Annotated in this window: 16 protein-coding genes, 1 tRNA gene and 1 pseudogene; 6 read left to right on the top strand and 12 right to left on the bottom strand. The window is 63.2% G+C overall.

Features of this window, described 5'->3' with window-relative positions; genetic code table 11:
• Window positions 1-210: 210 nt before the first annotated feature.
• The 3 genes from AC0QUY_RS36050 to AC0QUY_RS36040 form a co-directional block, all read right to left on the bottom strand.
• Window positions 211-612 (bottom strand): DUF2177 family protein, encoded by a 402-nt coding sequence (locus AC0QUY_RS36050; RefSeq protein ID WP_475390771.1) that lies wholly within the window; start codon window positions 610-612, stop codon window positions 211-213.
• Window positions 613-719: 107 nt separating this feature from the next.
• Complete coding sequence (locus AC0QUY_RS36045) at window positions 720-2,456, bottom strand: methyl-accepting chemotaxis protein (RefSeq protein WP_161855237.1); 1,737 nt, start codon at window positions 2,454-2,456, stop codon at window positions 720-722.
• Between the two features lie 131 nt (window positions 2,457-2,587).
• Window positions 2,588-3,463 carry a DMT family transporter gene (locus tag AC0QUY_RS36040; protein WP_475390769.1) on the bottom strand — a complete coding sequence of 292 codons (876 nt, stop codon included), beginning with the start codon at window positions 3,461-3,463 and terminating at the stop codon, window positions 2,588-2,590.
• Window positions 3,464-3,534: 71 nt separating this feature from the next.
• On the opposite strand from AC0QUY_RS36040, the pseudogene AC0QUY_RS36035 reads away from it, so the two are divergent.
• Window positions 3,535-3,714, top strand: a pseudogene (locus tag AC0QUY_RS36035) (S-(hydroxymethyl)glutathione dehydrogenase); the annotation flags it as partial.
• 170 nt (window positions 3,715-3,884) lie between these two features.
• Here the strand turns inward: AC0QUY_RS36035 and AC0QUY_RS36030 are convergent.
• On the bottom strand, window positions 3,885-4,331 hold the full coding sequence (locus AC0QUY_RS36030) for a hypothetical protein (RefSeq protein ID WP_475390767.1): 447 nt from the start codon (window positions 4,329-4,331) through the stop codon (window positions 3,885-3,887).
• A gap of 326 nt (window positions 4,332-4,657) precedes the next feature.
• Here AC0QUY_RS36030 and AC0QUY_RS36025 point away from each other — a divergent pair, with 326 nt between their 5' ends.
• Window positions 4,658-4,918, top strand: coding sequence for a hypothetical protein (locus AC0QUY_RS36025; RefSeq protein ID WP_475390765.1), 261 nt, complete (start codon window positions 4,658-4,660; stop codon window positions 4,916-4,918).
• Between the two features lie 50 nt (window positions 4,919-4,968).
• Window positions 4,969-5,045, top strand: a tRNA-Arg gene (locus AC0QUY_RS36020).
• 11 nt (window positions 5,046-5,056) lie between these two features.
• On the opposite strand, the gene AC0QUY_RS36015 is transcribed toward AC0QUY_RS36020, so the two are convergent.
• The 4 genes from AC0QUY_RS36015 to AC0QUY_RS36000 form a co-directional block, all read right to left on the bottom strand.
• Window positions 5,057-5,503 (bottom strand): VOC family protein, encoded by a 447-nt coding sequence (locus AC0QUY_RS36015; RefSeq protein ID WP_475390763.1) that lies wholly within the window; start codon window positions 5,501-5,503, stop codon window positions 5,057-5,059.
• A gap of 1,460 nt (window positions 5,504-6,963) precedes the next feature.
• A complete protein-coding gene (locus tag AC0QUY_RS36010; RefSeq protein ID WP_475390761.1) occupies window positions 6,964-7,308 on the bottom strand; it encodes a hypothetical protein in 345 nt (114 codons plus the stop codon).
• Window positions 7,309-7,608: 300 nt separating this feature from the next.
• A complete protein-coding gene (locus tag AC0QUY_RS36005) occupies window positions 7,609-8,586 on the bottom strand; it encodes an alpha/beta hydrolase (RefSeq protein WP_475390760.1) in 978 nt (325 codons plus the stop codon).
• 503 nt (window positions 8,587-9,089) lie between these two features.
• A complete protein-coding gene (locus tag AC0QUY_RS36000; protein ID WP_475390759.1) occupies window positions 9,090-10,259 on the bottom strand; it encodes a cupin domain-containing protein in 1,170 nt (389 codons plus the stop codon).
• Between the two features lie 257 nt (window positions 10,260-10,516).
• Between AC0QUY_RS36000 and AC0QUY_RS35995 the strand changes: the two genes are divergently transcribed.
• On the top strand, window positions 10,517-10,885 hold the full coding sequence (locus AC0QUY_RS35995) for a hypothetical protein (RefSeq protein WP_161855243.1): 369 nt from the start codon (window positions 10,517-10,519) through the stop codon (window positions 10,883-10,885).
• A gap of 15 nt (window positions 10,886-10,900) precedes the next feature.
• Here AC0QUY_RS35995 and AC0QUY_RS35990 read toward each other — a convergent pair whose 3' ends face one another.
• Together AC0QUY_RS35990 and AC0QUY_RS35985 are read right to left on the bottom strand one after the other, a co-directional pair.
• Entirely contained in the window at window positions 10,901-11,398 is a 498-nt protein-coding gene (locus AC0QUY_RS35990) for a hypothetical protein (RefSeq protein ID WP_475390758.1), read from the bottom strand.
• A gap of 146 nt (window positions 11,399-11,544) precedes the next feature.
• On the bottom strand, window positions 11,545-12,129 hold the full coding sequence (locus tag AC0QUY_RS35985) for a hypothetical protein (RefSeq protein WP_475390757.1): 585 nt from the start codon (window positions 12,127-12,129) through the stop codon (window positions 11,545-11,547).
• A 280-nt stretch (window positions 12,130-12,409) separates the two neighbouring features.
• On the opposite strand from AC0QUY_RS35985, the gene AC0QUY_RS35980 reads away from it, so the two are divergent.
• Window positions 12,410-12,793, top strand: a complete 384-nt coding sequence (locus AC0QUY_RS35980; RefSeq protein WP_161855245.1) for a VOC family protein — start codon at window positions 12,410-12,412, stop codon at window positions 12,791-12,793.
• A gap of 3 nt (window positions 12,794-12,796) precedes the next feature.
• Here AC0QUY_RS35980 and AC0QUY_RS35975 read toward each other — a convergent pair whose 3' ends face one another.
• The gene (locus AC0QUY_RS35975; protein WP_161855246.1) at window positions 12,797-13,243 is read right to left on the bottom strand and encodes a hypothetical protein; all 447 of its coding nucleotides are present in this window, start codon (window positions 13,241-13,243) and stop codon (window positions 12,797-12,799) included.
• Window positions 13,244-13,480: 237 nt separating this feature from the next.
• On the opposite strand from AC0QUY_RS35975, the gene AC0QUY_RS35970 reads away from it, so the two are divergent.
• Complete coding sequence (locus tag AC0QUY_RS35970; protein ID WP_161856748.1) at window positions 13,481-13,831, top strand: GrlR family regulatory protein; 351 nt, start codon at window positions 13,481-13,483, stop codon at window positions 13,829-13,831.
• A 17-nt stretch (window positions 13,832-13,848) separates the two neighbouring features.
• On the opposite strand, the gene AC0QUY_RS35965 is transcribed toward AC0QUY_RS35970, so the two are convergent.
• Window positions 13,849-16,530, bottom strand: a complete 2,682-nt coding sequence (locus tag AC0QUY_RS35965; protein ID WP_475390756.1) for a PAS domain S-box protein — start codon at window positions 16,528-16,530, stop codon at window positions 13,849-13,851.
• Window positions 16,531-16,597: the final 67 nt, after the last annotated feature.

Genomic DNA, 16,597 nt, shown 5'->3' with positions numbered 1-16,597 from the left:
CTCTTCCAACCCCATCAGGTGGCGGCCCTGCGCCGACCCCGTACAGAAGCAAGACCCCGGCGGGCGGACAACGCAAAGGGATTGACTAATCGAGGCCCGTTACAGAAGGGTGGGCAAAGGCGCACTTCGCGCCGTGCCCACCATCAAGAGCGGCGCAAGTAGCGGTGGGCACGCTGCGCTTTGCCCACCCTACGGCGTCGCCATGATGAACTAGGCTTTCGCCGCAACCCAATCCGCCACGAGCAATCCGGCGGTCGACGCGACCGCCGTCACCAACGAACCCCACGCGATATCCACGATCGCCACCGGCCAGCTCCAGTGCTTGAGCAGCGCCAGCGATGTCAGGTCGAAGGTCGCGTAGCAGAAGAAGCCGAACAGCGCGCCATAGAGCAGCGTCGATTGCGAGCTTGCCCCTGCCCCGCCGCTGACGAAGATCACAGTGCCGGCGACGTAGAGAAGATAGAACAGGATCGCCGGCACGAGTTTGACCTCGCCCAGCATGTTGCCGACCTCTGAGGTGAAAAACCCCTTGGCGACCACGCCAAGGAACAGGAAATCGGCCGGGACGATGACCGACAACGTCACCAGATAGATCACGGCATATCGGTTCACGGGAAGCCTCCAGCCCGCCAACGAGGGGCAATCATTCGCAGTAGAGGCAAACTACGAACGCGGAGACTTCAGGTTTCAGCGGCGGCGTGATGCGCCGCCGCAATGGCTCAGGCGGCGCGGACGCGATCGAGGAATTTCTCGACCTCGGCCTTCAGGTGCAGGCTCTCACTCGAAAGATTCTGCGCGGAGGCAAACATCCGGCTCGACGTCTCGCCGGTCTCCTCGGCGCCCTGCGCGGCGTTGCGGATATTGGCGGCGACGTCGGCCGTGCCGCTCGCCGCTGCGCGCACGCTCTGGGCGATGTTCTGGGTCGCGCCGCGCTGCTGCTCGACCGCCGCCGAGATCGAGGTGGCGATATCGCTGATGCGCTCGATGGTCTGGCCGATCGCCTTGATCGCGCTGACCGACTCTTCGGTCGCAAGCTGCATGCTGCCGATCTGGCTGGAAATCTCCTCGGTCGCCTTCGCGGTCTGGCCGGCGAGGCTCTTGACCTCCTGCGCCACCACCGCGAAGCCGCGGCCGGCGTCGCCTGCCCGCGCCGCTTCGATGGTGGCGTTGAGCGCAAGGAGATTGGTCTGCTCGGCGATCGAGGTGATCAGCTTCACCACGTCGCCGATCCGCGCGCCGGCTTCGGACAGTTCGTTGATGCGCTGGTCGGTGGCGACCGCCTGCTTGACGGCGTCGGCCGCGATCCCGTTCGACTCCTGCACGCGGCGGGTGATTTCCGCGATCGAGCTGGAGAGTTCGTCGGAGGCAGCCGCCGCGGTGCGGACGTGCTCGGATGCGGTCTCGGAAGCGCCGGCCGACTTGCCGGAAAGGCCGGCAGTTGTCCGTGCGGTCTCGGTGAGTTGCCGCGCGACGCGCTCGAATTCACCGGAGGAGGTCATTACCTTGTCGATGATGCCGCCGACGCTGGCCTGGAACTCGTCAACGAAGCCGCGCAGCTCGGCCTTGCGCTGATCGGCGGAAGCAACGGCTGCCGCTGTCTGCTCGTCGCGCATGCGGCGGCGTTCGGCCGAATTGCTCTTGAAAACGGCGATGGTCCGCGCAATCTCGCCGATCTCGTCCATCCGGTCGTCAAAGTCGATCTCGACATCGGCGTTGCCGTTGGCGATCGCCGTGATCGAGGCCGTGACCGAGGTCAGCGGCTTGGTCACCCGGCGCACCAGCACCATGGTCAGCAGCATCACCAGCAGCGCGGCAATGCCGGCGGCGATCGCCATGTTCTGAATGGCATGCGACAGCATGGTCTCGTAGTGCGCCATCGGAATACCCACATAGAGAAGCCCGATCACCTTTCCGGCCGCATTCACGATCGGGTAGTAGGCCGTCATGAAGGTCTTGCCGAACAGCGTTGCCGGTCCCTTATAGGCATCGCCGCGGCGGACCACCGCCTGGCCGGGGTGGTCGGGGGCAAGCTGGGTGCCGACGGCGCGGTCGCCGTTCTCCTTCTTCACATTGGTGGTGCGGCGCACGAATTGATTGCTCGCCTCGTCATAGACGAACAGCGTCGCGTTGCCGCCGGTATAGCCCACCGCGCGGTCGACGATCGCGTGGTCCTTGAATTCGGGCATCTTGGGAATTTCGGCGCGGACGACGGCCCCATCCCTGATGGTGATCTTGGCATCGCCGTAGGTCTCGGCGAACGCCAGACCCAGTGTGCGCAGGTTGACCTCGATGTCGCGCAGCGCGCGATCGCCGAACTCGGAGGTGAGTGACCAATGGGCTGCGCCCACAACCAATCCGGTATTGACCGCGATCAGAAGGATGGCGGAAATGACAGCCTTGGTACCGAGGCGCAGCTTGAGCGCCGGCAGAAACTTTCCAATGGATCGCGTGGTCATAACGAGAAATCCCCCAAAACCGAGCCCAATCTGCCGCGTTTTGCTTACGATCGCCTTAATGGGCACAACTCAGGGAAAATACTGATAAGGCTCATGAAATTTACACGTGCATGGCGACCAAGCGCTCTACCTCAAACTGAGCGACGGTTGACCAGTAGCACCGCCGCAGCGCAGGCCACCATTCCGGCGATCGAGATCGAGTCCAGCCGTTCACCGAACAGCACATACGCCATCAGGGCCGTGACGGCGGGGACCAGGTAGAACAGGCTCGCCACCGAGGTCGCGGCCGAGCGGCGGATCAGCCAGTACAAGAGCCCGATCGATCCGATCGACAGCACGACTGCAAGCCAGGCCAGCGCCAGGATGAACTCCGTGGTCCAGTGCACCACATTGGTCTCGAACAGCCAGGCGCCCAGGCCGAAGAAGATCGTCACCGCGACGTATTGCACGAGATTGCCGGACCGCCAGTCGATCGCGCTGCAGTAACGACGCTGGTACAGCGTGCCAAGCGTGATGCTGACCAGCGAGACGGCCGAGGCGAGCCATCCCCAGCCCGCCTCCCCGCTCATCGGCCGGTCGTGCAGGATCAGCGCGACGCCGGCGAGCCCGAGCAGCAATCCGCCCCATTGCAGCGGCGTGACGCGTTCGCCAAGCCAGCGGCTCGCAAGCGTCGAGGTGAGGATCGGCTGCAGCCCCGGGATCAAGGCCGACAGCCCGGCCGGAATCGAATGCGCAATGGCGATCGCCGTGCCGCCGAGATAGATGCCATGCACCAGAATGCCGGCGACGGCGCTGTGTGCAATGCCGATGCGATCCGGCCAGCGTGGTCGCGCCACCGCCACGATGATCGCCATCAATCCCACGACAAACGCCATGCGGATCGCGAGATAAGTCAATGGCTCGGCGCTGTTCAGGACATACTTGGTGCCGATGAAGCCGGTGCTCCACAGCACGACAAAGATCGCGGGCGCCGCCCGTGCGGCTATTTTTTCGAAGTCGCCGGTCATTTGCCGTCCGTGTTGCCTGATCATGTGCTATGCGGCAAGGACCGATCGCGCGAGGTAACCCGCGCGGGAAAGGCACCGCCTTCGGCGGCGCGCGGGGCCGCACCGACGTGCCGAAGGTCGGCGACTGGTACATGCAGGGCAAGATCCAGATCGACCCGATGATCACGCATGTGATGCCGCTTGCCGAGATCAACAACGCATTCGAGCTGATGAAGCGCGGCGAGTCGATCCGCGGCGTGGTGACGTTCTAGGGCGGCGTCGCGCGTCTCCCTCACCATCGCTCGTCATATCCCGCGAATGCGCATGCGGGATATCCGGTACCTGTGGCTTCTCGATTCGATAACAGGCGTTTCTGGAATACTAAATCGCCCGCTTTCGCGGGCGATGACGAGGGCAAAGGCCCAAACTCAGTGAACCCAGCTCACCACTCCTCCGGACAGGGATCGACGATCCTCCAGAGCTCTTTGCCGTTCTTGATCTTCTTCATCTCGGTGGTGAGCCCGCCGTTGCGACGGATCCAGTCCTTCACCGTTTCCGGATAATAGGACATCAGATCCGACGTCCCCTCCGCACTCGTGACCTTGATGCCGAAGGTGAAGGCCTTGTCGTAATAGGCCTGGTGGAAACCAACGCTCGCCTTCGGCGTCACGCAGATCTTGTTCATCGGCACGATGCCGAACACCAGCGTGCACGCCGAATTGCAGATGCCGTCGATGATCACGCGCTCCTTGCGGTCGCGGATGCGCTTGTACTTGGTCTTGTACTCCTCGACATACCCGCCATGGTCACGCGTAATGTGCAGGTCGGCGCGCGCCGGGCTCGCGACCAGGACCGAGAGGAACAGCAGGGCAAGGGGCGTGATGCGCATGGGATCGATCAGAAACCGGATGGCCTTTCAGACCTGGAATAAGTCGGTCCGTCTACAGGACCGGGCAGAACTCTGGCCGGACTGTGTTGGGAATTCGTTAAGCATCCCTTGAGGCCAAAAATAGGCGCGCCAGGGTGCTTTTCCGCAGCTATTCTACCGGCCTCTCCTGAAATGGGAGACCAGATGGGCCAAGATATCGGAGGTGCCGGCTTCAACCGAATCAGAACTTGAGCTACTATCTCACTGTTTTAGCAAACCTTTTTGATGAACCACCATCCGCTCAGACCGAATCGCGCCAGTTCCAGTGAGGCTTCCGGAGAATCGAAATGACCAAAGCGAAGTTTTTCGTTGCCGCCGCCCTCCTCTCCACCGCGGTCCTGGCGCCAAACCTGGCGGACGCCCGCCATAATCGGCACTACCATTTGTACAATTGGGGCCTGCCCTACCCGATCAGCTTCCTCCACAATTACGGGCCCGGCGTGGAACCCGGCAGGTTCGCCTATTACGACGGTCCCTCCACCGTCCTGTGCCGCCAGGGCGCGGCCGCCTATATCGGCCAAGACCGCCGGCGGCATCCCTGCTACTAGCGCGTCGCGGCTGGCCCTATCAGACCAAGTCTGATACGAGCCAGCGCAAGGCGCTCGTAGCTCAGCTGGATAGAGCATCGGATTTCGATTCCGAGGGTCGGGAGTTCGAATCTCTCCGAGCGCGCCACGCCATTTATTTTATTTGCGGTCTGTCGAGGCGGGTTCCGCCGCGTCGTTTGCCGGCATGGCGGCCTCCGGGTTCATCCACACGAGCTCGAACACGTGACCGTCGGGGTCTTCAACAGCGCGATTGTAGAGGAAGCCCATGTCGATCGGCGCGCGGGTGTCGGCCTTGCCGCCGGCTCTTGCTGCAGCCTCGGCAAGCGCATCGACCTCCGCCCGGGTGTCGCGCGACAGGCACAGCAGCACCTGGCAGGTCGCATGCGCATCCGCGACCGGTTTCGACGTGAAGGTCGTGAAGTAATCGCGCGCCAGCAACTGGAAGTTGATCAAGTCCGACCAGACCATCGACGATGCCTTGTCGTCGCTGAACTGCTCGTTCTTCCGACACCCGATCGCTTCATAGAAGCGGGTGGATGCGGCGAGATCCGCCACAGGAAGGTTCACAAAGATCATTTTTGACATGTCTTCTCGCCGTTCTAACGCTGTCATATGGTTCGACGTCGAGTGCCGAAACCTGCACCCTTGAAGCAAGGGATAGTTGCAATGCGTTCCGGCAACAATGACCTAAATCCGGCAAAAAAGGCCATGAGCCGCGCGATCGCTCTCGATTGCGTCGCTGAGGCGGCGTGCTGCTTGTGGTCGCAGCGCCAAATCGTAGGCAGTCGCGCATTCTCGGGTTCTGGCGTGTGATAGGCTCCGGTGTCATAGCGCCACGGCGAAGCAATAGTGCCCATCTTCATGGGCCGTGGCGCACCATTCTACGCCAGTGCACGCTGCAGGCGCCTTTTGGGGTCCGCACCCGTGCTCTCATTGTTGCCGCTCACGCTGGACCGCTGAGGCGAACTCGCGGCACACGTTGGCGGCTATTGTCCGGGTGACTTCAAGCCCCAGATCGAGGGCATCGTCAAGGCGGTCTCAGGTGAGCGAACTATCGAACGCGACGACCAGCGATTGGTCTTGCGAGACGTTCAGGGAACGATTCAGGCCATACTGAGACCTTGAACCGGAACATAGCTTCGTCCCTCGCGCAGATGTGCATGGGGCGCTGCTAGCGCCGGCACCGTCGTGCTCCGGCCCGGGACGAAAAATGCAGCTCGTGACCCATAAAAAGCTGAAGGCCGGCCGCCTGATGCCCTGGGGCAAAGGCACGGTCGTCACCGGGGCAAAGGGATTGGTTTCCTCGCCGGCAACACTGCGACCACCGACGACTACGAGCCCTTCCAAAAAGGCGGCGGCGCCGTGGGCGACGCGGCTGCCCAGTGGCGCAGCATACTTGCCAATATCAAGGCCGACCTGGAGGAACTCGGCACCTCGCTCGACCATCTGGTCAAGCTGACGTTTTTCGTGAAGGGACCGTTTCCCAACGGTGGCGTGTTGAGTTCTCCCAACTTCCGTCAGGACGTGATGGACGCGTTTTCGCGCGGCATTGCCCGAAGCATTGCAGCAGCAACAATCCGGCCCCTCCGAGGTGATCGGAGTTGCGGCGCTCGCACATCCCGACCTCGTCATCGAGATCGTAGCAGTCGCGGCCCTCCCCGATTAGCCTCGCCCCACGCTCCGCCACGCCCTTCACAGGGACGCCGTTACGAGACAGGCAGCATGCCGATCAGGAACAAATCCAAATGATCGCAACCGCAATCGGAACTCCCAAACCAAGCGCCCCGAAAATCGCCGCAACGAATTCGGAAAGCAGATTTGCTTGGTGTCGTACGCCAGGTGACGACATGACGTTGCTCCTTGGAGCCCCGCGAGCTCCCGCCCGCCCCCAAGATGAACGATCAATCGCGCCTACGGGCTAACGTCCGTGGCGACTCCCATTGACGGCCATGCTGGGACGATATGGTTAACAAGACGTTAACCGACACGGAAAAGCTTGAGTGGCGCCTATTTGGCGCCACTCCTTTTAGGCGTTCTTACGCCGATCAGAACGAGCAGCCATAGGCTGTGAGCGAGGCCTTCGTCGCGTCCAGGGTCTGCTTGCAGGTCGCTTCCATGGTCGCCTTGGTCGACGGATTCTTGGCCATGTCGACCCACGCCTTGCGGGTCTGGTCGATCTGCGTCTTGTACATCGCACGCTGTGCCTCGGGGACCTTGGAGACGATGCAGGCGTCGTACTTGGTCAGGAAGTCGTCGCAAGAGGCGATGCCGGTGCTCTGCGCGTGGGCAGCGGTGACGCTCGCGAGCAAGGCGACGCCGGCCGCGAGTGATAGCGCCTGTCGACGATTCGCGCACGAACCGGTCGCCGCCTTGGATGTTGCTTGACGCATGACTTTCATTCCTCTGTATCAACTGAATAATTTGGATCGCCGGCAAACGTCTGGTGTCGCCCGTATCTCCCCGATCGACTCGCAAAGCGTCGCGCGCCGACAACCGGTCGGCGTTGCGGACGTTGAGCAATTCAAGCGTGCAGTTCGAGGCGAGACCGGCACTATCGTGCCGGCCACGAATAAGTGTTCCGTCAATTTGGCGAGATTATGGGTGACAACACGGTGACGTTGTGGTGGCCGCTTGCCGGCAATAGACGGGCGCCATCAAGTTGCCGCGCGACGCCCGTTGCGCGGGAGAGATCACGCCGTCGAAGTATCAATCGAGCGGCGTATCACCTTCCGCACCTCGGCGTTGGAGAGGAACAGGTCGTGGTTGATGACGCCCCAACCTGAATCGGACGCATCGATGACGCGCACCCCGAGCCGCTCGATAGCGGCCTTCTCGGCGGCGCCGACCCGTGTCATTCCGCCGGCCAATCGCCCCGAGATCGCCAGCGCTCGGTCGTTCGTCGCGGCGACGACGGTGATCTTGCGGCCGAGCGGGCCCATGCGGGTAATTGACGACGCGAATATGTCCATGTCGATATCAGGCGAGGCGAACACCACGGCTCCGATCCTGTCTGAAACGGTGTCGCCATTTCGCGCATAGAGCTGGCGCAAACTTTCGAGCGCGAGCATGGTGCCCATGCTGTGCGCGACGATGTGGACACGCCCGGCGCTCGGGCTCGTGACGGCCGAATTGAGCACGCGCTCGAAATCGTCGCGTGACCACATCGCGCTGTCGCGATCATAGGCATAGTCGAACAGCCCCGCCTTGGACGGCCACGAGAACACCATCGTCCGGCCGCGGAATTTGATGCCGTCGGCGAGATGCGCGGCATCGAGCGCCGCCGTCTCGAAGGTCTGCTTGAAACCATGCACGTAGATCAGGACGTCGCCCTGCCCGAGAAGATCGCTGACGTCCCCCGACACCGGCTCGACGGCATCGAGACGCCAATCACCGATACCCGCCGCGGCGAGCGAGAAACGGCTCTCGTCAGGCGGCACCAGTTTCGCCCGGGCGACGGTCATCCTCGTAGCGCGCTCCGGCCCGAACCAGGGCTTCGCCCGCGCACCGTTCGCCGGCTTGCGCGTGGTGGCGACGAGCAATGTCGGCTCGGCCGAGAGCGAGGATGCGTCGTAACGCGCGCCGGTCGCGCCCAGGCTGGCGCATCCGCCGAGCGCCAGCACGCTGGTTGAAGACACAATCCCGCGCAGAAACGCACGGCGGGATGTCACGGTCTCGTTTTGCAGCAAATGTTGGACGATCACACTGGACCTTTGGGAACAACGCCCCTTCGCAGAACCCGCCCGACGCAGGTCTCCTCAATCAGCATGGCGAGAAAAGGGCGGGCGGCGGAGATCGCAATTGTTCCGGTTCCATCGCGCTTCTGTGATCCCCTAGCGGCCGCGACGAAACCGTTTTGCCCCTGCCGCGAAGCGCTCCGGAAACAAAGCGCCGTTACGGTTTGGCCCAATCAAGCACGGGGTTAGATCATGTTAGTAACGGTCCTGAACCTCATTTACCGCGAGTTCCTCAAGCGTGCCCTCTCCGGCATGACCATACAGGGAGGAAGGCTATGACCGAGGTCGTGACGGCGTTCCTCATCTTCGTCAGCATCGGCGTGTTCCTGGCCCACGCATTTGATGCCTATCGGCTGCGCTAGGTCTCCGCGCCGCACCTGACACGGTTGCTCCGCGAGCGCTGTCGGCATTTTCGCGCACGCTTTGCGGAGCCGTTATCAGGTGCCATCCCTGCCGGCGATGAACACGTCGCGATCCGGGAATTTTCCGAACGCCTCCGCCGGCTGTCCGAAATTTGTGGCGAGCACGTCCTTGGGATTGGCTGCGATCCATTGCGACAGGTCGATGGTCTCGTAGGTGCCGTCATTGAATCCGATCAGGATGCGTGCAGCACGGCTGCCGACATTCTCGATCGAGTGCCCATAGCCTTGCGGAATGTAGCCGACGTCGCCCTTCTGCAATCGCTCGGTCCGGTAGCGGCCGTGAGAGCCGAACAAGGTGACGCTCACCTCGCCTTCGATGACGTATTGCCACTCGTCGGCGTTCGGGTGCCAGTGCAGCGTCCGCAGCGCGCCGGGATCGAGATCGAGCACGACACCGGTGATCGTCTTCGCAATCGGGAAGCGGCTGGAATCGACGCGCCACTCGCGGCCGCCCCGATAGGTCGCATGCGGCGGCTGCGCCAGCAGGCGGTATTTGTGGGTCTCCGGCGGCAGCTTCCAGCCCTGCAGCGGTACTGAGGGCTCGGCCGGCGGCGGTTTGCCGCGGGCGAAATACACTTCCTCCTTTGGAAACGTCGCGAACGTAGCTTCAAGCAGGCCGAAATTCTTCGCCAGCAGCGCCGGCGGCGTATGCCCGATCCAGTCGGTGATGCTGAAGGTGCCGAACTCGGAGAAATAGCCGTTGTCGAAGATCAGGATGAAGTGGCAGGGCTTGTCATCAAGGCACTGCAGCATGTGCCCGTGACCGCGCGGGAAGTACCAGACGTCGCCCGGGTCGAAATCGTTGGTCTCGGCAAGGCCGTTGGGGTCGACGACGGTGGTGCGCACCCGTCCCTCGATGACGAACGCCCATTCGGCGGCGGTAGCGTGCCAGTGCAGCTCGCGCATCGCGCCGGGCTCGAGCCGCATTGAGACCCCGGCGATCCCCTTCGAGATCGGCAGCTGCGCGACGGTTGCCTCCTTGCCGTAGCTGCCGCCGATGACCTTGCCGTCCGACTTCTCCAGCGCGAATTTGAAGGTCGGCAGATCCTTGCCTGCGAGCTCGGGGTCCGGGATGTTGTTCATGAAGCTCGGATCGCCGCCGGCGGCTGGCTGCGCCACAGCCAGCGCTGTCAGCGAGGCGATGCCCGCGGCGGCCAGAAATTCCCGGCGTTGTGGATCGGACATGATGCATTCCTCCGCGACCATAAATTCCCCGGGCGGCCGTCAACCCATATGCCACCAGAGGTCACTCTATACCACGCCGACACCCTCCGGTCCTGGGGTGGCCTATTCGAATGGCCATTAAATCAACTAGTTAGACAGACGCTCTGGGATGGTGCTAGAGATCGCTGGCGCGCAGCGGGATTTTGCGATTCCGAAGGTCGGGAGCTCAGGTCTCTCCCGGGCGCGCTCGTCGCTCACGGCTATTCGGACATTTCAATATGAAAAAGATCATCCTCGCGCTGGCGGTGCTCTATCCGGCCGCGGCCTTTGCGCAAACGACCGCCCCAGCCCCCTCCGCCGCTCCTCCGACGGTCGGTGGCAAGCCCCTGGTTCAAGTCGGATCGAAGGGCAAGAAGGAAGCCCCGGCCAAACCCCTGTCAGCCGCCCAGAAATTGCAGGCCTGCCAGGACATCGACGACGAGACCAAGGAACGGCTGAATTGCTACGACGCCGTTTATGCGCCGCAGCCCAAAGCGAAGGCGCCGGCGGCGAAGAGCGTCAGCGAGTGCCGCTTCGTCAAGGAGGAAGACGAGCGGCTGACCTGCTTCAACGGTTTTGCGGACAAGATTCCGAAGCTGCCGCGCTAAATCAGGCGAGCAGGCCTACCAGGTCCAGGTTGAGCGCGAGCTCGGACCGCCGAAGAAGCCGAATTGCGACTGCTGTGCGACCCGCACCTGCGGCGGTTGCGCAAACTGCATCGGCGGCGCCTGACGGCTCCTGGCGACCTTGCGCTTGCGCTGAACCTGCGGCTCGGGCTTCTTCGCCTCGCCCGGGACGAACTGGGCAAACGTCTCCCGCACACGGGCCTGCGCGTTGGCGTCGGCCGAGGCAGGGGGCACGGCGGCGGATGCGGAAGGCGCAGTGGCCTGGGCGATCACGGCCGGCGGCGGAACAATGGTCGGAAGGCTGGTGTCGTAGACCACCCGCTCCGGCAGCTTCTGGTCGGAACGAATGCGAACGACGGTCTTGTCGACCGAAGGAGCGGCTTGAGAAGCGGCTTGGCTGGCCACGACAGCCTGCTGGGGAACAAACGCATCGATCGCCAACAACAGCGCGAGCAGCACTCCGCCGACAAACAGGAAATAACGCGCTACGGGCATTGGACTCGCTCCCCCCGCGCGAGCATCGCGCGGTTCAATCGCTCAACGGGCGATATACCGATTAGTTCCTGGCCGACCGGCAAGGTTCAAAGGCACAGCTCACATTTCCGGGATGAAAGGCGGATTCACGCGGCGCAGACGCAGGGTTAAATACGGCTGGCGGTCACCAGTGAACATTTCGCCTTATTTGCGTTGACGTTGACGAACCCCACGAGCATGCCGGCATAGCGCTTCCGGCTCTTCATGTTCACGGTATCGGGGATGATGCGCCGGCGGTCGGTCAGATGGCTGCCGTCCTGGCGGACGAAGCGGCAGGCAATCTCGATATCCTTCACCGCGTAGTCATTGGTATTGCGAAGCGTGAAGGTCACCAGCGCCTTCGAGCCGAGCCCGCCCCTTCGCCATGACTGGGAGACAATGCGCAGGCCGTCGAGCGGCGACCCGGCGGGGGCCACCATTTCGGGCGGCGCGATATCGGAAGGCACTGCGGCGGCGGGGTTAGCATCCGAAGGTGCCTGGTTCGACAGGGTCGCCTGAGTCGCAGCCGTCTCGTCCGTGCGGGATGCATCTTGCGTGATACGGGTGACTTGAGGAGGCATCGCCGCGGAATGGCTCTCGGCGTCGCTCGCTTGCGGGAGCATCAGCCAAATGGTGCATCCGGCAATGGCGATGGCCGGCAGTGCGGCAAGCCGCGCTTCCGACTTTCCGAGCGACCAACCGGCGATCCTCATAGCCGTGCCCTCAACCCGGCAGCGCCGACGATTGCCGTGCCGCGCATGAAAAAAGCCCTACGGGCGTTTTCCCGTACGGCTATTCTCACGACCGCCGCTGTACGGATCCCGCCGCGCATCAACAATCACCCAAGGCAGAAATGGTTTCATACCACCTCGACAATATTGCGGCGGTAGCGCAAGGCTTGCAGGATGGAATCGTGGATACGCGGCGACTAGATTGCCGCCGCACTACGACGTCGGCTTTGGAGCCGCAACAACAACAATGGGGAAGACCGAAATGCCTACCGTTACCTGGGACCATGTCCATTTGCGCAGCCCCGATCCCGAAGCGACCGCGACTTGGCTGCAAGACGTTCTGGGCGGCGAAATCGTCCGTGGCCCGGGGCGGATCGACGTCAAGCTCGGCGGCGCCAATGTCTTCATCGCGCCGGTCACCGCCGGCGACGGCGTCAACACACCGCCGGTCACGCCCTATCAGGGCCTCGACCATTTCGGCCTGACGGTGAAGGACATCGACGCGGTCGCCGCCGAGATCAAGGGCAAGGGCGTCGAGTTCACGAAGGAGCCGACTACCATCCGGCCCGGCGTGCGCATCTGCTTCATCCGCGGGCCGCAGGGCATCTCGATCGAGCTGCTCGAACGCGACAGGAAATATGCGTGACCGCTAGGTCATGCTGCCCGGCATGAAACAGCGGATGCTCAATCCCTGATAGCCGCGGATCGGCCAGACCATGGTCCGCCCGACGCGGTTGGGCTCGGTGATGACGGCATCTTCGGGCACGTCATGCCACTCGCCGTCGATGCGAACGCGGTAGCGCCCGCTCTTCGATTCCCAATCCACGTCGCTGACGGCGCTGCCGTCGGCGTCGGAGCAGCACGGTCCCTTCCCGCTCCTCAGACTGTCGAACCATTGCTTCAGCGGTGAGTTGGCATAGCGCCCGTCGGGATCGCGGGCTTCGCCGGGATTGGAGACGAGCGGCATCAGCAAAACGCCGCCGATGATCAGCGGTTTTTTCCAGCGGCCCGCGCGGTGACGGCCCGTGGTTACAAGACTGCCATTCTCGGCGTAGAGGTGCGGCACGTGGCCGCCGGAATTCATCCAGTTGGTCACTGTTTCTCTTGCTCCAGCACCCGCCGGCCGGTGCCGAAATCAACTATGCATTTCGCGGGCCAATTGCGTCGCCTCGTCCCCCGGCCTCATCCCTGCGTCACGCCGGAGTGGTGCGCTTCACGTTTGCTTCCTGCACGGGAACAGGCAGGCCTCCTGACGCGTTGACGGTGCAGGCCACGCTTTGGCATAACCCCTTGATCGGCTTCGGTGGGCGCTGCGGCCGGCACCTGGGACGTCATGAAGAACGGGCTCTATTCGATCCACGTCACCCTGCTGGATGGGCGTACCGGCAAGGGCAGCGGCGTTATTTTATTCCGGGATGGTCAGATTCTCGGCGGCGATGCCTATCTGTTTTATACCGGCAGCTACACCGTCAAGGGCGACACATTCAAAGGCGAAGTCCTGGTGCAGCGTCACACCACCCCGCGCGATAACGACAATCCGTTGTTCGGCGGCCCCAGTCCGGTTGGCATCGGCGTATCCGGCACGTTTACCGACACCCGCGGCAGCATGAATGGAACCGCGCTCGTTGGCAAAGCCAGCCAGATCTTCGGCGCCACGCTGCACAAGCTCGCGGATATCAACTAGCGGCTCCGAACGCGTGTCTACTCCGCCGCCTGCTCCAGCGGCGCGGTGCGCGGCAGAATCATCTGGATGCGCGTGCCGCCGCCCGGCTGTGAATCGAGGTCGAGCCGGCCACCGAGGCGCGTCGTCACGATGCTGTAGACGATGTGCAGGCCGAGACCGGTACCGCCCTGATCGCGCCGCGTGGTGAAGAACGGATCGAACGCGCGGCGGCGGACATCGAGGCTCATGCCGCAGCCATTGTCGGAAAAAATGATCTCGACATTATCCTTGCCGGACTCCCGCACCTGGATATCGACCGTGCCGGGCTTGCCGTCCGGAAACGCATGCGCCACCGAATTGAGGAACAGGTTGGTGAGCACCTGTCCGTAGGGCCCCGGATAGCTGTTCATGATCAGGTTGGGCTGGCACTCGACATTGAGCGTCAGATTGTGTTTGCGCAGGCCAGGCCGCAGGCTCATCACCACCTGCTCGGTGAGATCGCCGAGGTCGAAAGAGCGCTGGTCCGAATAGTTGCGGTCGGCGGCGACCTGCTTGAACGACTGGATGAGCTCGGCCGCACGGTTGAGGTTGGCGACGAGTTGCGACGACGCATCGCGGCTGGTGCCGAGAAAATCGTTCAGGCTGGAGCGCCGCAATTCGCCGCGGGCGACCTCGGCCGCAAAATTCGACGTCTTGCGCTCCAGGGCGGAGGCGACCGTCAGGCTGATGCCGACGGGATTGTTGACCTCGTGCGCGACGCCGGCCACCAGCCGGCCCAGGGCGGCGAGCTTTTCCGCCTCGATCAGCGAATTCTGTGTCTCACGCAAGTTTCGCAGCGCGCCCTCCGCCGCATCCTTGGCCTTGCGCATCTCGGATTCGACCCGCTTGCGCTCGCCGATATCGAGCGCCACGGTCACGATGTTCTCGATCTCCCCGGCCGCATCGAGGATCGGCAGCTTGTTGACCAGCCACTGCCGCATCTGGCCGGACACATCCTTGTATTCCTCCTCGTAGAAGCCGAGCTCCTTGCCGGCCGCCAGCACCCGCTTGTCGGGTTCGCTGGTCTTTTCCGCGCCGTAGCGCGACATCAGGTCGGCCGTGGTCCGGCCGATCGCATCCCCCGGCTCGACCCCGAAAATGCCGGCCATATAGCGGTTCATCAGGACGTAGCGAAGCTGCCTGTCCTTGACGTTGATGACCGCAGGCACGGTGTCGATAACCATCTGCAGCAAGCGTCGGCCTTCGGCGACCGCATCCTCGGCGCGCTTCTGGTCGGTGATGTCGCGCACCGTTCCCTCGTAGCGGACGATGACGCCGGCCTCGTTGTGCACGGCGCTGGCGCTGTCGGAAAGCCACAGCACCGAGCCGGTGCGCGTGCGAACCTGGTACTCATATTCGCGAACCATGCCGTCACGCTGCATCAACCTCTCGTATTCCGTCCGCGCCTCTGGATGGACGTAGACGGTATCGGCGATATCGCCGATGCCGTTGATCAGATCCTGCGGCGTGGCATAGCCCATCATCCGCGCCAATGCCGGGTTGGCGTTGAGCAGCGCCCCGCCCGGCGTCGTGACATAAATTCCGTCGACCGAGGATTCGAACAGCTTGCGGTAACTTTCCTCGGCAAGCCGCTGCTCGGCGAGCGCGCGCACCGCCGCCTCGCGCGCACTGTCGGCATCGACCAGCGTCTGCCTGAATACTTCCGCAGCGCGGGCAATGTCGCCGATCTCGTTGTCCACATCGGTCGCCGGAATCGAGGCGCTCTTCTCGCCGCCGGCCACCGCGCGGATCGAGGATGCAATCGCGGCAAGTGGACGCACGGTTCGGCGAACAACAAGCAGCGAGGCAAACAGTCCGATCAGCACGCCCGCAGTGCCGAGAACGATGCTCTGCCACTTGGCTTCCGCCAGCGTGCGGGCGAAATCGCGGGAGAGCACACGCCCTCGCCGCTCGCTGACGTCGCGCAGTAATTCCGTGACGCGCTGGATCAGGCGGCCCTCCGCGCCCAGCACCTCCTTGTCGATGTCGGAGATCTGCCCTTCGCGCCTCGATATGCCGATAATCGCGTCGGCATAACCATCAACAGCCGCGCGGAGTTTCGGCTCCGTAATGGTCATAGAGCGCATGCCCTCTGCGGCATTTTCGGCAGCCGATGGATTACGCGCCAGCAGCGCCGAAGCGATCCGGCTCTGGCTCTGAAACAATGCCGACGCAACATGGGGATCGGGCGTGTCGGCGATCGCGGCGTCGAACTTTTCGCGCAGGGGCGGCAGCGCAACGATCATTTCGGCGCGGCGGTTGATCAGCGCGGAAATCCGCTCGATACCGTTGCGGTAGGTCGTCAGGCGCTCGGATACGCCGTCGATCATGTCCTGCTGCTCGGGAGCGAGTTCCAGCCGCGTCTTCTTCAGGACCTCACTGAGCGCGGCCGCGGCGTCGCCGACCTGGAGCGACTGGTTGCCGGGATCGGTGACGAAATCCCGCGCGGCAAGCCGCAACTCGTTCATGCGGCGGTCGATGTCCTCGGCGAGGTCGCCGACGCTCTGCAGCCGCTGAAGCTCGGCAAAGGTCGAATCGATGTGGCGAATGGCGATGACGCTGGCGGTCGAGGTGATGATGATCACCGCCAGCACCAGCATGAAACTGCCGAATGTCAGTTGGCCGATCGAAAGCGAGAACGATCGCGGCGGCAGCGAATTCGGCGGCGTTTCAGCGGTCATGTGGGGTCGGGGCAGGCTCCAATCGGGCGCAATATACGATGACTTCCGGGCCGTGGGGAACATGCCG

The organism is Bradyrhizobium sp. WYCCWR15520, assembly GCF_056174665.1.
This window is presented reverse-complemented; position numbering and strand designations above follow the sequence as displayed.

Excerpts from the sequence above, each read along its gene's own strand:
- AC0QUY_RS35970 (WP_161856748.1), top strand. The coding sequence starts at position 13,481 with ATGAAGAACGGGCTCTATTCGATCCACGTCACCCTGCTGGATGGGCGT.
- AC0QUY_RS36045 (WP_161855237.1), bottom strand. The coding sequence starts at position 2,456 with ATGACCACGCGATCCATTGGAAAGTTTCTGCCGGCGCTCAAGCTGCGC.
- AC0QUY_RS35995 (WP_161855243.1), top strand. The coding sequence starts at position 10,517 with ATGAAAAAGATCATCCTCGCGCTGGCGGTGCTCTATCCGGCCGCGGCC.
- AC0QUY_RS36010 (WP_475390761.1), bottom strand. The coding sequence starts at position 7,308 with ATGCGTCAAGCAACATCCAAGGCGGCGACCGGTTCGTGCGCGAATCGT.
- AC0QUY_RS35990 (WP_475390758.1), bottom strand. The coding sequence starts at position 11,398 with ATGCCCGTAGCGCGTTATTTCCTGTTTGTCGGCGGAGTGCTGCTCGCG.
- AC0QUY_RS35985 (WP_475390757.1), bottom strand. The coding sequence starts at position 12,129 with ATGAGGATCGCCGGTTGGTCGCTCGGAAAGTCGGAAGCGCGGCTTGCC.
- AC0QUY_RS35965 (WP_475390756.1), bottom strand. The coding sequence starts at position 16,530 with ATGACCGCTGAAACGCCGCCGAATTCGCTGCCGCCGCGATCGTTCTCG.
- AC0QUY_RS36040 (WP_475390769.1), bottom strand. The coding sequence starts at position 3,463 with ATGACCGGCGACTTCGAAAAAATAGCCGCACGGGCGGCGCCCGCGATC.
- AC0QUY_RS36015 (WP_475390763.1), bottom strand. The coding sequence starts at position 5,503 with ATGTCAAAAATGATCTTTGTGAACCTTCCTGTGGCGGATCTCGCCGCA.
- AC0QUY_RS36030 (WP_475390767.1), bottom strand. The coding sequence starts at position 4,331 with ATGCGCATCACGCCCCTTGCCCTGCTGTTCCTCTCGGTCCTGGTCGCG.
- AC0QUY_RS35980 (WP_161855245.1), top strand. The coding sequence starts at position 12,410 with ATGCCTACCGTTACCTGGGACCATGTCCATTTGCGCAGCCCCGATCCC.
- AC0QUY_RS36000 (WP_475390759.1), bottom strand. The coding sequence starts at position 10,259 with ATGTCCGATCCACAACGCCGGGAATTTCTGGCCGCCGCGGGCATCGCC.
- AC0QUY_RS36025 (WP_475390765.1), top strand. The coding sequence starts at position 4,658 with ATGACCAAAGCGAAGTTTTTCGTTGCCGCCGCCCTCCTCTCCACCGCG.